13 protein-coding genes are annotated in these 13,314 nt (G+C 62.3%); 6 read left to right on the forward strand and 7 right to left on the reverse strand.

Annotated features, from left to right (window positions below; genetic code table 11):
- Window positions 1–14: 14 nt before the first annotated feature.
- Complete coding sequence (locus ACR0CU_RS16530; RefSeq protein ID WP_170448439.1) at window positions 15–593, reverse strand: histidine phosphatase family protein; 579 nt, start codon at window positions 591–593, stop codon at window positions 15–17.
- Entirely contained in the window at window positions 590–1,111 is a 522-nt protein-coding gene (gene cobU, locus ACR0CU_RS16535) for a bifunctional adenosylcobinamide kinase/adenosylcobinamide-phosphate guanylyltransferase (RefSeq protein ID WP_170448436.1), read from the reverse strand. The genes ACR0CU_RS16530 and cobU overlap by 4 nt, the downstream gene beginning before the upstream one ends.
- 101 nt (window positions 1,112–1,212) lie before the next feature.
- Between cobU and ACR0CU_RS16540 the strand changes: the two genes are divergently transcribed.
- The 6 genes from ACR0CU_RS16540 to ACR0CU_RS16565 all read left to right on the forward strand — a co-directional run bounded on the left by ACR0CU_RS16540 (window position 1,213) and on the right by ACR0CU_RS16565 (window position 7,789).
- Complete coding sequence (locus ACR0CU_RS16540; protein ID WP_093963433.1) at window positions 1,213–2,091, forward strand: RNA polymerase factor sigma-32; 879 nt, start codon at window positions 1,213–1,215, stop codon at window positions 2,089–2,091.
- A complete protein-coding gene (locus ACR0CU_RS16545; protein ID WP_170448434.1) occupies window positions 2,088–2,912 on the forward strand; it encodes a ChaN family lipoprotein in 825 nt (274 codons plus the stop codon). The genes ACR0CU_RS16540 and ACR0CU_RS16545 overlap by 4 nt, the downstream gene beginning before the upstream one ends.
- A gap of 64 nt (window positions 2,913–2,976) precedes the next feature.
- Window positions 2,977–4,173, forward strand: coding sequence for a bifunctional phosphopantothenoylcysteine decarboxylase/phosphopantothenate--cysteine ligase CoaBC (gene coaBC / locus ACR0CU_RS16550; RefSeq protein ID WP_170342599.1), 1,197 nt, complete (start codon window positions 2,977–2,979; stop codon window positions 4,171–4,173).
- 39 nt (window positions 4,174–4,212) lie between these two features.
- Window positions 4,213–4,668 (forward strand): dUTP diphosphatase, encoded by a 456-nt coding sequence (dut, locus tag ACR0CU_RS16555; RefSeq protein WP_170448760.1) that lies wholly within the window; start codon window positions 4,213–4,215, stop codon window positions 4,666–4,668.
- On the forward strand, window positions 4,668–5,714 hold the full coding sequence (locus tag ACR0CU_RS16560; protein WP_170391921.1) for a HesA/MoeB/ThiF family protein: 1,047 nt from the start codon (window positions 4,668–4,670) through the stop codon (window positions 5,712–5,714). The genes dut and ACR0CU_RS16560 overlap by 1 nt, the downstream gene beginning before the upstream one ends.
- 59 nt (window positions 5,715–5,773) lie before the next feature.
- Entirely contained in the window at window positions 5,774–7,789 is a 2,016-nt protein-coding gene (locus ACR0CU_RS16565; protein ID WP_480643461.1) for a M3 family metallopeptidase, read from the forward strand.
- Window positions 7,790–7,836: 47 nt separating this feature from the next.
- Here the strand turns inward: ACR0CU_RS16565 and ACR0CU_RS16570 are convergent, their stop codons facing one another.
- The 5 genes from ACR0CU_RS16570 to mreC are packed head-to-tail and all read right to left on the reverse strand — an operon-like array spanning window position 7,837 to window position 13,295.
- Window positions 7,837–8,769, reverse strand: coding sequence for a 2-hydroxyacid dehydrogenase (locus ACR0CU_RS16570; protein ID WP_480643463.1), 933 nt, complete (start codon window positions 8,767–8,769; stop codon window positions 7,837–7,839).
- Window positions 8,770–8,784: 15 nt separating this feature from the next.
- Window positions 8,785–9,924, reverse strand: a complete 1,140-nt coding sequence (rodA, locus tag ACR0CU_RS16575; protein ID WP_170342118.1) for a rod shape-determining protein RodA — start codon at window positions 9,922–9,924, stop codon at window positions 8,785–8,787.
- Window positions 9,921–11,867, reverse strand: coding sequence for a penicillin-binding protein 2 (mrdA, locus tag ACR0CU_RS16580; RefSeq protein WP_170440310.1), 1,947 nt, complete (start codon window positions 11,865–11,867; stop codon window positions 9,921–9,923). Before mrdA ends, rodA begins: the two co-directional genes overlap by 4 nt.
- Window positions 11,864–12,400, reverse strand: coding sequence for a rod shape-determining protein MreD (locus tag ACR0CU_RS16585; RefSeq protein ID WP_170342115.1), 537 nt, complete (start codon window positions 12,398–12,400; stop codon window positions 11,864–11,866). Before ACR0CU_RS16585 ends, mrdA begins: the two co-directional genes overlap by 4 nt.
- A complete protein-coding gene (gene mreC, locus ACR0CU_RS16590; protein ID WP_170448426.1) occupies window positions 12,393–13,295 on the reverse strand; it encodes a rod shape-determining protein MreC in 903 nt (300 codons plus the stop codon). Before mreC ends, ACR0CU_RS16585 begins: the two co-directional genes overlap by 8 nt.
- Between the last annotated feature and the right edge of the window lie 19 nt (window positions 13,296–13,314).

Raw genomic sequence — 13,314 nt, forward strand, 5'->3', positions numbered from 1 at the left:
TGTGCGCGTTGTGTTCACGGAAGATGATTGATCCGGCCGACCGACCAGGTTTTGCCGTCAACGGCCAGCTCAGTCACCGACAGGTTATCGATGCGATGGGCAAAGGTCTGTTGCGCGTCCAGGTCAAGGGTGCGCTGTACCTGGGTCAGGATCACGCCGAAATGGGCCACGATGACCAGATCGGCGCCGGTATGCATACCGATCAACCCGTCGATCGCCGCGTCGACCCGCGCGCGGACCGCGTTCCAGCTTTCGCCGTTGGGCGGGCGCACGTCGCCGGGGCTGTCCCAATATGCAAAGGCCAACTCGGGGTCTTCGGCCTCGATCTCGGCGAATGCGCGCATTTCCCAGGTGCCGAAATGGATCTCGCGCAGGTCGGGATGGTGCGGCAGCCGGCGACGCGTGCCCTGAATGGCCGTGGCCGTATCCGCGGCGCGCGACAGGTCCGACGAAATGACCAGCGCATCCTGCGGCAGGTGGTCATGCAGGCGCGCGAGGGCCGCGTGGTCGCTCAGATCGGCGGGAATATCGGACCAGCCCACCATCGTCTTGGCATGGGTCGGGCCGTGGCGGACTAGATGCAGCCGGGTCACGGCAACTGGCCTTTCAAAACCTGCGGTAGTCCCGCGATGACCTGAACCACAAGGCCGGCTTGGGCGGCGAGGGCGATGTTCAACCGCCCCTGCGCCTCGCGGAATTTGCGGGCCAGCGCGTTGTCGGGGACGATACCGTGCCCCACCTCGTTCGAGACGATCACGACCTGCGCGGGACATGTCCGTAGCGCGGCCAGAAGGGCGGCCTGTTCCTGTTCAAGATCGCTGTCGGCCAGCAAGTGATTGCTGAGCCACATCGTGGCGCAATCGATCAGACAGACCTGATCCCGGCTCAGCCCCGCCAGCGCCGGGCGCAGGTCCATCGGGGCTTCGATCGTGGCCCAGCCGTCGCCTCTTTGGTCCACATGGCGCCTGATTTTTAGGCGCATTTCATCATCAAACACTTGTGATGTCGCCAGGTAGACGCGGGTTTTTTCCGTTGAAACAACGAGTTGCTCGGCAAATGCAGATTTTCCCGATGCCGCGCCACCCAGCACAAAGGTTAAATCGGGATGCATTTTTTACTACCTTTACAGTGATCCACCCGGTGCGCCCTTGCGTATCGACCATACGTCGGCAAGGCAAGACCGGCGGCGCCTACGACAGATGGGAGAGCTGCATGGCACTGGATAACCCGAACGACTTCTCGATGTCCCGGCAGGCTATGAAAGCCGAATTGCTGGATGCGGAAACCGAATTGCGCCTCGCTTATGCCTGGCGAGACGAGCGCGACGAACAGGCCCTTCACCGGTTGATAACGGCCTATATGCGTCTGGCCATTTCAATGGCGGCCAAGTTCAAACGCTATGGCGCGCCGATGAATGACCTGATCCAAGAGGCCGGACTGGGCCTGATGAAGGCCGCTGACAAATTCGACCCGGATCGTGGGGTCCGCTTTTCGACCTATGCGGTGTGGTGGATAAAGGCCAGCATTCAGGATTACGTGATGCGCAACTGGTCGATGGTACGGACCGGTTCGACCTCGTCCCAGAAATCCCTGTTCTTCAACATGCGGCGCGTGCAGGCCCGCCTGGAGCGCGAAGCCGCGACCGATGGCGTCGAATTGGACCGCCATCAGCTGCACCAGATGATTGCGGCCGAAATCGGTGTACCGCTGCGCGATGTGGAAATGATGCACGGCCGGTTGGCCGGCTCAGACTTCTCCCTGAACGCCGTTCAATCGGCTGACGAGGATGGTCGCGAGTGGATCGACGCGTTGGAGGATGATCGCGAGCAGGCTGCTGAAACTGTCGAGAACAGCCACGATACTCGCCAGTTGCGCGAATGGTTGATCACGGCGATGCAGGCGCTCAACGACCGCGAACGGTTCATCGTGCGCGAGCGCAAGCTGCGTGAGCCGGCGCGCACATTGGAAAGCCTAGGTCAGGAACTGGGTTTGTCAAAGGAACGCGTGCGACAGCTTGAGGCAGCGGCGTTCGTGAAGATGCGCAAGAACCTTGAAGCTCAATCGCGCGAGGTGCAACACTTCTTCGCATGAGACATCTTGCGATTCTGACGGCGGCCGTGCTGTCGCTGACACTTGTGACCCGGCCAGTTCTGGCCGGGGAGCTTATCCCCGACGATATTTTGGCACAGATGAGGGACGCCGATGTCGTGATCCTTGGCGAAGTTCACGACAACCCCCTACATCACCTGGTCCAGACCGAAGCGATTGCGGACATCGATCCGTCTGCAATGGTCTGGGAAATGGTGACCGAGGAAGGGGCTCAGAGACTGGCGCAGACTGCCGCCTCGAACCCCGAGGAGCTGTCACGCATCCTGAGATGGGCCGAAACGGGATGGCCGCCGCTCAGCATGTATTACCCTGTTTTCCAAGCATCAGAGGCTCCGGTATACGGAGCGATGGTGCCGCGCGCGGCTGCGCGAGCTGCGATGGAACGCGGTGCCGCAACGACCCTGGGCGCGGATGCGGCGCGATATGGGTTGAACATTCCGTTGGCGCCCGAGGATCAGGCGGCGCGCGAGGCCGAGCAATTGGCAGCGCATTGCAACGCACTTCCCGCCGAGGCCTTGCCGCAACTGGTGGCGATCCAGCGTCTGCGCGATGCTGTTCTGACCCGGGCTATTCTGCGTGCAATTGATGAAACCGGCGGTCCGGTGGCGGTGATTACCGGAAACGGGCACGCGCGAAAGGATCAGGGCATTCCGACCTTTCTGTCGCGCCTGCGTCCGGGCCTTAAGGTCTTTGTTCTCGGTCAGGCCGAAGACGGTGTCGTGACCGGTGAATTTGACGCGGTGATTGACAGCCCCGCGGCCGAACGCGAAGACCCTTGCAAGGCCTTCGAGTCCCAGAATTAAGCGCTGGAACTCGGGACATGGGTTGCATAGTGTCGAGGCCGAGCACGACCGGGAAGGGCTGAACATGCTGGCATCCAAACGGATCCTCCTGATCCTTGGCGGTGGGATCGCGGCCTACAAATCGCTGGATCTGATCCGAAGGTTGAAGGAGCGCGGGGCGGCGGTGACCCCGGTCCTGACCCGCGCTGCCGAGGAATTCGTGACCCCCTTGTCCGTGTCTGCTCTGGCCGGTGAAAAAGCATATCGTGATCTGTTCGACCTGACGGACGAGGCCGAGATGGGGCATATCCAGCTGTCACGTTCGGCTGATCTGATCGTCGTGGCCCCGGCGACTGCTGATTTGATGGGAAAGATGGCCGGGGGTCTGGCCAATGATCTGGCATCGACCCTGTTGATGGCCACGGATACCCCTGTTTTATGTGCGCCGGCGATGAACGTGCGGATGTGGAACCATCCGGCAACGCGCCGGAACCACAAGCAGCTGATCGCGGACGGCGTCCGGTTTGTCGGACCCAATGACGGTGACATGGCTTGTGGCGAGTTCGGTCCCGGCCGCATGTCGGAACCTCTCGAGATCGTGGCGGCGGTCGAGTCTGCCTTGTCGGATGGCCCACTGAAGGGAAAGCGGATTCTCGTGACGTCGGGGCCGACGCATGAGCCGATTGATCCGGTTCGGTACATCGCAAACCGATCCTCGGGGGCGCAGGGGACGGCGATTGCCAACGCTTTGGCGGCCCTGGGGGCCGAAGTCGTTTTCGTAACCGGCCCCGCGGATGTGCCACCACCCCAGGGCGTCCAGGTAGTGCAAGTTGAGACTGCGCAACAAATGTCGGATGCGGTGGACGCGGCTCTGCCGGTGGATGCGGGCGTGTTTGCCGCAGCCGTGGCCGATTGGCGGGTAGACGGGGCATCAGACCGCAAGTTGAAGAAAAGCCGCGACGGAATGCCTGCACTGCAATTTGCCGAAAACCCGGACATCCTCAAACGGATTTCGCATCTGGAGACCGGCCGACCCAGCTTGGTCGTGGGTTTCGCCGCCGAGACGGATGATGTGATCGCCCACGCAACCGCCAAGCGGGCGCGCAAAGGGTGCGATTGGATTCTGGCCAATGATGTCAGTCCGGTGACCGGCATCATGGGTGGGGCCGAAAATGCGGTCGTGCTGATATCGGATGCGGGTGCCGAGGAGTGGCCGCGCATGGGCAAGGACGCAGTGGCCGTACGGCTGGCGGAAAAGATCGCGGCCGCGCTGGCGCTGTGATGCGGTTGTTTGACAGAAGATGAAGGTTGGGATGCGCTGATGGTGGCAATCCGGGTGATCCGAGAAGACGGGGCCGATCCGGCCATTGCATTGCCGTCCTATGAAACGGCCGGGGCAGCCGGCGCGGATGTGCGGGCCAACCTGCCTGATCGAGGGTCGATCACCCTTCAACCCGGTGCGCGCGCCTTGGTTCCGACCGGCCTGCGGGTAGAGATTCCGGATGGATATGAGATCCAGGTGCGTCCGCGCTCGGGACTTGCGTTGAAACACGGGATCACGCTGCCGAACGCACCGGGCACGATCGACAGCGACTATCGCGGTCCCTTGGGGGTGATCGTGCTGAATGCGGGTCAGGAAGCCTTTGAAATCGGACATGGCGACAGAATTGCGCAGCTTGTCGTGGCCCCGGTGATCCAGGCGCGGTTCGAGATGGCGGACAGCCTGCAGGAGTCGCAGCGCGGTTCCGGTGGGTTCGGATCCACGGGGCGCGCCTGATGGTTCTGGTACTGGCACTGGCAGCGGGGCTGTGGGGGCTTGGCTACCTCGCTGGTGCCTCGCGTACTGCCCGTTGGGTGTCGGTTTTGGTGTTGCTGGCAGGTGTGGTTCTGTCTCATCTGGTTTTGCCCGACGGGAACCCACTGCGCGAGGCCACGGGCGGCTCGGCCGCGATGTGGCTGATCCTGGGTGGCTTCGTTCTGCTGGCCATGGGTTATGGCGCTGTGGTGAAAGCCCTGAGGCGCCGGGCCAATCCACCGTCGGATATTCGACCGCACAGCCCATCTGACCAGTTCAGCGAAGCCGAACTGGAGCGCTATGCCCGTCACATCGTCCTGCGCGAGCTTGGTGGACCCGGGCAGAAACGGATGAAGACCGCTCGGGTATTGGTGATCGGGGCAGGTGGATTGGGCGCACCGGCGCTGCAGTACCTTGCCGCCGCCGGCGTGGGCACGATTGGCGTCATCGATGATGACGTCGTCGAGAATGCCAATCTGCAGCGGCAGGTCATCCATCGGGATGCAGACATCGGAATGCCCAAAGTCTTTTCTGCGCAGCAAGCAATGGAGGCGCAGAACCCTAATGTCATCGTTCGCCCCTATCACCGCCGCCTGACGGACGACATTGCGGCCGACCTGTTCGCGGATTATGACCTTATCCTCGACGGCACCGACAATTTCGAAACCCGGTATCTGGCCAACCGCACCGCCGTGGCTTTGGGCAAGCCCCTAATCTCAGGCGCGCTGTCCCAATGGGAAGGCCAGTTGAGCGTGTTTGACCCCGCCAACAACGCCCCCTGCTACCAATGCATTTTTCCCGAAGCGCCTGCGCCGGGTCTTGCGCCTTCCTGTGCCGAGGCCGGGGTGGTCGGGCCACTGCCGGGCGTGGTGGGGGCGATGATGGCGGTTGAGGCGGTCAAGGTAGTCACGGGTGCAGGTCAGGCCTTGCGTGGCGAGATGCTGATCTATGACGCGCTTTATGGCGAAAGCCGCAAGATCACCCTGTCCCGGCGGGACGATTGCCCGGTTTGCGGGCAATCCGTTTGATCGCGGCCACTGGACGATCTTGCCCTGCATTCCTAGCTTGACGCTTGAAGGAGACCCCAATGACCAATCCGATCCTGTCCGACTGGACGACCCCGTTTGAAATCGCGCCCTTTGCCGAAATCTCGGATGACGATTTTGCCCCGGCACTGGAAGCTGCTCTGCAGGCCCATGCCGACGAGATCGACACCATCGCGACGAATACCCAGCCCGCGAGTTTTGCCAACACGATCGAAGCGCTGGAAGCGGCGGGCGAGGCCTTGAACAAGGTCCTGTCGGTTTTCTTCACGGTCGCTGGCGCTGACAGCAACCCGGAGCGCGAAGCGTTGCAACGGGAGTTTTCGCCCAAGCTTGCAGCCCATTTCGCCGCGATTTCCTCGAACAAGGCGCTGTTCCAGCGTGTGGACGACCTTTGGACGAAACGAGATACGCTGGAGCTGACCGAGGAACAGGATCGGGTTTTGATGCTCACCCATCGCGGGTTCGTCCGCTCGGGTGCGGCGCTGCACGGTGCGGAAGATGCCCGGATGCAGGAGATCAAGGCGCGTCTGGCGTCATTGGGCACCGCGTTCACGCAAAACCTGCTGGCGGACGAGCGTGGCTGGTTCATGGAGCTGACTGAAGATGACCTGGCGGGACTGCCGGGTTTCGTTGTCGATGCGGCACACGCGGCCGGTCGGGAAAAAGGGGCCAAGGGGCCGGTTGTCACGCTGTCGCGGTCTCTGATCGTGCCGTTCCTGCAGTTCTCGCCACGTCGCGACTTGCGCGAAAAGGCTTACCGCGCCTGGGCGTCACGCGGGGCAAACGGAGGCGAGACCGACAACCGAGCGATTGCCGCCGAAATCCTTCAGCTACGCGAGGAACGGGCCAAGTTGCTGGGTTATGATAGCTTTGCGGCCTTCAAGCTCGAGACCGAGATGGCCCGAACCCCCGAACGGGTACGCGACTTGCTGATGCAGGTCTGGGCACCCGCCAAGGCCCGGGCCGAGGCCGACGCGGAGATCCTGACGCGAATGATGCAGGAGGATGGCGTCAACGGTCCGCTCGAACCCTGGGACTGGCGGTACTATGCCGCAAAACGGCGCAAGGCCGAGCATGATCTGGATGAGGCAGAACTCAAACCCTATCTGCAGCTGGAGCGCATGATCGAGGCTGCCTTTACCTGCGCCAACCGCTTGTTCGGGTTGGAGTTCGCGCCGTTGGACGTGCCGCTGTACCATCCGGATTGCCGAGCCTGGGAGGTGACCCGGCGTGGCAAACACGTTGCCGTATTCATCGGAGACTATTTTGCGCGTGGATCGAAACGGTCGGGTGCGTGGTGCAGCGCGATGCGGGCGCAGGCCAAGTTTCCCAAGGTCCAGACGCCAATCGTCATCAATGTTTGCAACTTCGCCAAGGGCGATCCGGCGCTGCTGTCATATGACGACGCACGGACCCTGTTTCATGAATTCGGGCACGCACTGCACCAGATGCTGTCGGATGTGACCTATGACAGCATCTCGGGGACCAGCGTTGCCCGGGATTTCGTGGAGCTGCCCAGCCAACTGTATGAGCATTGGCTGGAAGTACCGGAGGTTCTGGCCGAGTTTGCAACTCATGCCGAAACCGGAACTCCGATGCCACCGCAATTGCTGGACAAAGTTCTGGGTGCCGCCAATTTCGATCAGGGTTTTCAGACGGTCGAATACGTCGCCTCGGCGCTGGTCGACCTGGCCTTTCACGACGGTCCGGCCCCGGCGGACCCCATGGCGAAGCAGGCTGAGGTTCTGGCCGAGATCGGGATGCCGCATGCCATCGGTATGCGCCACGCGACGCCGCATTTCGCTCATGTATTTGCGGGTGATGGTTACAGCTCGGGTTACTACAGCTACATGTGGTCCGAAGTGATGGATGCTGACGCATTTGCTGCCTTCGAAGAGGCAGGAGGCGCGTTTGATCCTGAGCGGGCGCAGGCTCTGGAGGACAACATTCTGTCCAAAGGAGGCTCGAAGGAGGCCGAGGATCTGTATCTGGCGTTCCGGGGCCGGTTGCCGGGTGTCGAAGCCCTGCTGAAAGGTCGGGGACTGGTGGACGCGTAGCGGTCGAATAGCGCCCGGCAAGACGGGGGCGGTGGCCCCCGATGGCCTTAGTACCCGAGTGCGCGGTCGACGAGATGCAGCAGCGGCCGTCCGGATTCGCTGCGTTGGATGTTTTCGCAGATCACCTGCGCAGCCGTTTCGGGCCGGGTTTCCGACGCGATATGCGGCGTGACGGTTACATTTGGATGCGCCCAGTACGGATGATCGGAGGGCAGCGGCTCGGTGCGGAACACATCCAGCGTGGCATGCCCAACTTGGCCGGTGTTCAGCGCCTGCAACAGCGCTTCGTCGTCAATCAGTGGGCCTCGGCCGGGGTTCAGAATTCGCGCACCTTTTGGCAGAAGTGCCAGAGTGTCCGCGTTCAGAGTGTTCTCCGTGGCTGCCGTTTCAGGCAGCAGCAGGACGAGTATCTCGGCCTGGCTCAGGGCGACGCGCAGCCCGTCCGGTCCGTGCAGGCACGTGACACCAGACAGTTCCTTGGCCGAACGGCTCCACCCTGTCACGTTGAAGTTCAACGCGGCCAGCGCCTGTGCCGCAGCCCGGCCCAGGGCGCCAAGTCCCAGAACGCAGACCGATCGCTGCGTGGCAAGCGGAGGCGGATCCGGGGCCCAAACCCCATCCTGGACCGTTATGTGTCGATCCATGCCCAGATGGTAGCGCAGAACGTGCCCCACGACCCATTCGGTCATGCCCTGGGTGAGACCGTGATCGACCATCCGGGCCAGCGGCACGGTCAGCGTGTCGTTCGAGGCTATCTTCTCGACACCGGCCCACAGGCTGAGCACGGCCTTCGCGCGCGTGTAGGGCGTGAAATCAAGCAGCCCGCCATTGGGTGCATAGACGATGTAATCCACCTGATCGGGCGGCAGGTCGGTGGCGATAGTGGCTTCGATCCCGGCATCGGCCAGCCCGGTGTTCAGCAAGGGCTCGTAAACCGGCCAAAGTGCCGGGCGGGCGGAAAACAGGACTTTCACGGACATGGTCGGCCTTTCGGATCAACGAGGACGGTGTATATGCGCGCTCTGCACGATGCCGAAGGCGGCCATCAGAACCAACATGGCCGAGCCCCCATAGCTGACCATCGGCAACGGAACACCGACCACCGGCGCCAGCCCCATGACCATCGACATGTTGACGGCGAAGAACAGGAAGAAGTTCAGCGAAATGCCGAGTGTCACCAATGACGAGTACCTGTCCTTGGTCGACAGCGCCGTGACGAGGCAGAAGATCAGGATCAGTCCATAAAGCAGCAACAAGGTTGTACCCCCGACAAAGCCGAACTCTTCGGCCAGTGTCGTGAAGATGAAGTCGGTGTGCTTTTCGGGTAGGAAGTTCAGGCGCGACTGGGTGCCTTGCATGAAGCCTCGACCGTTCCAGCCGCCGGATCCCAGGGCAATCTTGGACTGGGTGATGTGATACCCCGCGCCCAACGGATCGGTCGAGGGGTCAAGGAATGTGTCGATGCGCCGGAACTGATAGTCTTTGAGCAACTGCCAATCGGTGCCACGGCTTTTGAACACCGTTGAAATCAAGCCGACACCCGCCGCGATGACCGCTGCGAAATAGGCCCAATGCACGCCGGCCAGAAACATCAGGCCGCCTCCGGCCGCCAACAGCAGGATTGCAGTTCCCAGATCGGGCTGACGCAGCACCATGAAGGTCGGGATCAGGATCAGGACAACCGGGATCAAGACCCAAACCGGGCGCGAGGTTTTGTAGGAGGGAAGCCAATCGTAGTAGGCCGCCAGCAACATGACCAAAGTCACCTTTGCCAGTTCGGAGGGCTGCAGGCGCATGAACCCTAGGTCGATCCAGCGTTGCGCGCCCATGCCGATGGTGCCGAACAGTTCGACGAACAGCAGAAGCCCCAAAGAAACAAGATAGGCGACGACGGACATGTTGCGCCAGAACCAGATCGGAACCAATGCGACGATGAACATGACCGTCAGGCCCAGGCCAAACCGTTCCATCTGTGGTTCCGCCCACGGCGACCACGAGCCGCCGGCCACCGAATACAGCATCAGAAAACCGGCACTTGCGACGCTGATCAGCAAAAGCGTCAGCGGCCAGTTCATATACAGAACCTTGCGGATCCCCGTCGGCGTGGTCTTGACCGCATATTCAAGATAGCTCATGCGCGGTCCTTTTCGTCAGGGCGCGCTTTCGGGCGGCGATCACCTTCCAGACGTTTCTGCTGTTCCTTGATGCGGTCGCGGTCGGCCACGGGATATGCTTCCAGCGGCGGGGTGCCGTTGTACAGCGCCTGCAGCATCACGTCCCGGGCTACGGGGGCTGCAGCCTTCGAACCGCCGCCGCCATGTTCGACAACGACGGCCACCGCATATTTTGGATTGTCGTAAGGGGCAAAGCTGACATACAGCGCGTGGTCCCGCCGTTCCCAGGGCAGGTCTTCGTTGCGGATGACCCCGGCGGCCCGTTCGGCCTTGGTGATGTTGCGCACCTGGCTGGTGCCCGTCTTGCCGGCCATGCGGAATTCGTCTGCGATGATCCGGCTGCGATAAGCGGTGCCGCGACGGTCGTTCGAGACCTTGTACATCGCGTTGCGCACCTGTTCCAAGTTGGCCGGATTGACGTCCAGCGGCTCGCCCGCGCCCGAAGGCTGTTCGACCCCGTCGACACTGCGGATCAAACGCGGTGTCACTGATCGGCCGGTCGCGATGCGCGCAGTCATGACGGCAAGTTGCATCGGCGAGGCCAACATGAAGCCCTGCCCAATCGAGGCATTTGCCGTGTCACCGACCAGCCAGTCCTGTCCGTGGGTGGTCTGCTTCCATTCCTGGTTCGGTGCAAGGCCAGCCGCCACGGCGGACATCGGCAGGTCGTGTTTGATGCCGAGGCCGAACTTGCGCGCCATGTCCGAAATCTTGTCGATCCCGACCCGCAGGGCCACGTCGTAATAGTAGACGTCGCAACTGCGCTTCAACGAAGTCTCCAGATCGACCATCCCGTGCCCGCCGCGCTTCCAGCAGTGGAATCGACGGCTGCCCACCTTCAGGTAGCCGGGGCAATAGACGGTGTTGCCCGGACCGACGACGCTGGCCTCGAGCGCGGCCAGCGCGGTGATCATCTTGAATGTCGAACCGGGCGGGTAGGTGCCCTGAACCGTCTTGTTGGCCAGCGGGCGGTGGTTGTCCTGGGTCAGAGCCTGGTAATCCGCGACCGATATCCCTCGCACGAACAGATTGGGGTCGAAGCTGGGGGTCGAGCTGATGGCCCGCAGATCGCCCGTCTCACAGTCGATCACGACCACGGCGGCGCTTTCTCCGGCCAGCCGGGCCTGTGCGTATTCCTGCAGGTCGGCGTCGATGGTCAATTGCAGGTCGGCGCCGGGCTGGCCCTCGCGGCGGTCAAGTTCCCGCATCACCCGGCCGGTCGCGTTGACCTCGACGCGCTTGGCGCCCGCCTTGCCGCGCAGCAGGTCTTCCTTCTTGGCCTCAAGCCCGACCTTGCCGATCTGAAAGCGCGGGATCATCAGAACCGGCTCGGGGTCTTCCATCTTGCTCAGGTCATAGTCGCTGACAGGTCCGACATACCCGACCACATGGGCGAAATCCTCGTAGCGGGGATATTGGCGGGTCAGTCCGACTTCGGGCGTGACGCCGGGAAGGGCGGGGGCATTGATCGCCACCTTCGAGATATCTTCCCAGGTGACCTGGTCGGCCAGCGTAACCGGCAGAAACGGCGCTGTACGTTTCATCTCGGCTTTGGCCCGCTCAATCTCGTCTTCGTTCAGCGGAATCAGTTGTGACAGTTTGGCAATGACCTTGTCGACGTCGCCCGCATCCTCGCGCACGATCACGATGCGGTAGGACGGCGCATTCTGCCCGATGATCTGACCATTGCGGTCATAAATGCGCCCTCGGGTTGGCGGAATGAGCCGGATGTTGATGCGGTTTTCTTCGGCCAACAGGCGATATTGGTCGGCCTGATCGACCTGCATGTAACGCATGCGGGCCGCCAGGCCGCCGACGAATGCGAATTGCATGCCACCCAGCACCAGCGCGCGCCGGGTCAGCCTTTTGTATGCGGCACCTTGTGTTTTGGGTGTGCGTTTCATGAGCGTGTTCCCACAGTGGCAACATCTACCGCAGATGGCCTGCGGACGCCAAATATGGTTTGGCTGAATGCAACGACAAGCGGGTAGGCGAGGACCGTGAAGACCACTTGGACAAATACCGGGCCAATGCTGGCCTGACTGACGGACAGCAGCGCCAGAACTGTCCGGTTGAAGGCAAAGATTGCCGCGATGACGACGCCCACCGTCGTCCACTCGCCCACGAATCCGACGTCGCGCATTCCGGGGCCTGCCGATCGCAGATAGGCAGAACCGATGACGACGGATGCCGCCAGCAGTCCCGGCGGCCGTTGCAGCAACAGGTCGGCCATCAGCATGACCGCAGCTATGCTGAGTGTCGGTACATATTCCGGCCGCCTGAGGACCCATGCAAAGGTCAGGCAGATCAGGAAGTCAGGAAAGGGCAGACGACCCGGTTGCGTGTTCAGAGGCAACAGGTGAAAGAACATCACCGTCAGAGCGAGGAACAGGTACAGGCCCCGCATCAGCCATAGACGTGACGCGGCGCTATCCATCGGCGGCCTCCTCGGTCGGGAGAAGAGCCTCGGGGCGCGGAGGTCCGACGATGCCGCCCGGGTCTCGGATCGGGGCGGCCGAGTGGTAGCGCAGGACGCGCAGGAATTCCAAACGCTCGAAATCCGCGGACAGTCGGACGCGCAGACGCCCCCCCGGATCGGCGGCGATCTGGCCGATCAGAAGGCCCGCAGGAAATACGCCGCCATCGCCTGAGGTCACCACACGGTCGCCGGGCCGCACCAGTTCACGGCTTTCAAGAAACTCGACGGCTGGGGCAGGGGTATTGTCACCGGTAATCAGCGCGGTCTGACCCGAGGGCTGGATGGTGGCGGGAATCGCGCTTGAGGCGTCGGTCAACAGGATGACCCGCGCGGTATCCGGGCCAACGCCAGAAATCCGGCCCACCAGCCCGATGCCGTCCATCGCGGCCCAGCCGTCGACGATCCCGTCACGCTCGCCGACGTTCAGCAAGACAGATTGCCGAAATGGCGAGCCGCTGTCGGCCATGACGACCCCGGTAATATAAGTCAGACGCGGATCCAGCCGAACGTTGTTCAGGTCCAGAAGCCGCGCGTTTTCCTGCTCCAGCTGCAGGGCCGCCTCTTTCCAGGCGCGCATGCGGCGCAGTTCACTGCGCAGTTCCTGGTTCTGCTCGCTCAGCCTTTGGTAGCTTTGGAAATCCCTTACAAGGTTTATGGCGGCCGTGACCGGAACCATCGCCCATTCCATCGAGGGCACAACGGTATCCACCACTTGGGCCCGGAACCTTTCGACCCGCGGGCTGTCGATGCGCCAAACCAGGAATATGCCGAGCAGGCACAGAACAACGATCCCCATGAACAAGCGGCGCAGGGGGGTGGTGTAGTCGTCGCGCTGTGCTCGGTCTTTTGCCACAGGACTCCTTCCCGTGCTG

The sequence above is a fragment of the Ruegeria sp. BC2 genome (genome assembly GCF_056539245.1).

Bases quoted from the DNA above. Each gene is read 5' to 3' on its own strand.
- mrdA (WP_170440310.1), bottom strand. From the start codon at position 11,867: ATGAAACGCACACCCAAAACACAAGGTGCCGCATACAAAAGGCTGACC.
- ACR0CU_RS16570 (WP_480643463.1), bottom strand. From the start codon at position 8,769: ATGTCCGTGAAAGTCCTGTTTTCCGCCCGCCCGGCACTTTGGCCGGTT.
- ACR0CU_RS16560 (WP_170391921.1), top strand. From the start codon at position 4,668: ATGGTTCTGGTACTGGCACTGGCAGCGGGGCTGTGGGGGCTTGGCTAC.
- cobU (WP_170448436.1), bottom strand. From the start codon at position 1,111: ATGCATCCCGATTTAACCTTTGTGCTGGGTGGCGCGGCATCGGGAAAA.
- dut (WP_170448760.1), top strand. From the start codon at position 4,213: ATGGTGGCAATCCGGGTGATCCGAGAAGACGGGGCCGATCCGGCCATT.
- ACR0CU_RS16585 (WP_170342115.1), bottom strand. From the start codon at position 12,400: ATGGATAGCGCCGCGTCACGTCTATGGCTGATGCGGGGCCTGTACCTG.
- ACR0CU_RS16545 (WP_170448434.1), top strand. From the start codon at position 2,088: ATGAGACATCTTGCGATTCTGACGGCGGCCGTGCTGTCGCTGACACTT.
- coaBC (WP_170342599.1), top strand. From the start codon at position 2,977: ATGCTGGCATCCAAACGGATCCTCCTGATCCTTGGCGGTGGGATCGCG.
- ACR0CU_RS16565 (WP_480643461.1), top strand. From the start codon at position 5,774: ATGACCAATCCGATCCTGTCCGACTGGACGACCCCGTTTGAAATCGCG.
- rodA (WP_170342118.1), bottom strand. From the start codon at position 9,924: ATGAGCTATCTTGAATATGCGGTCAAGACCACGCCGACGGGGATCCGC.
- ACR0CU_RS16540 (WP_093963433.1), top strand. From the start codon at position 1,213: ATGGCACTGGATAACCCGAACGACTTCTCGATGTCCCGGCAGGCTATG.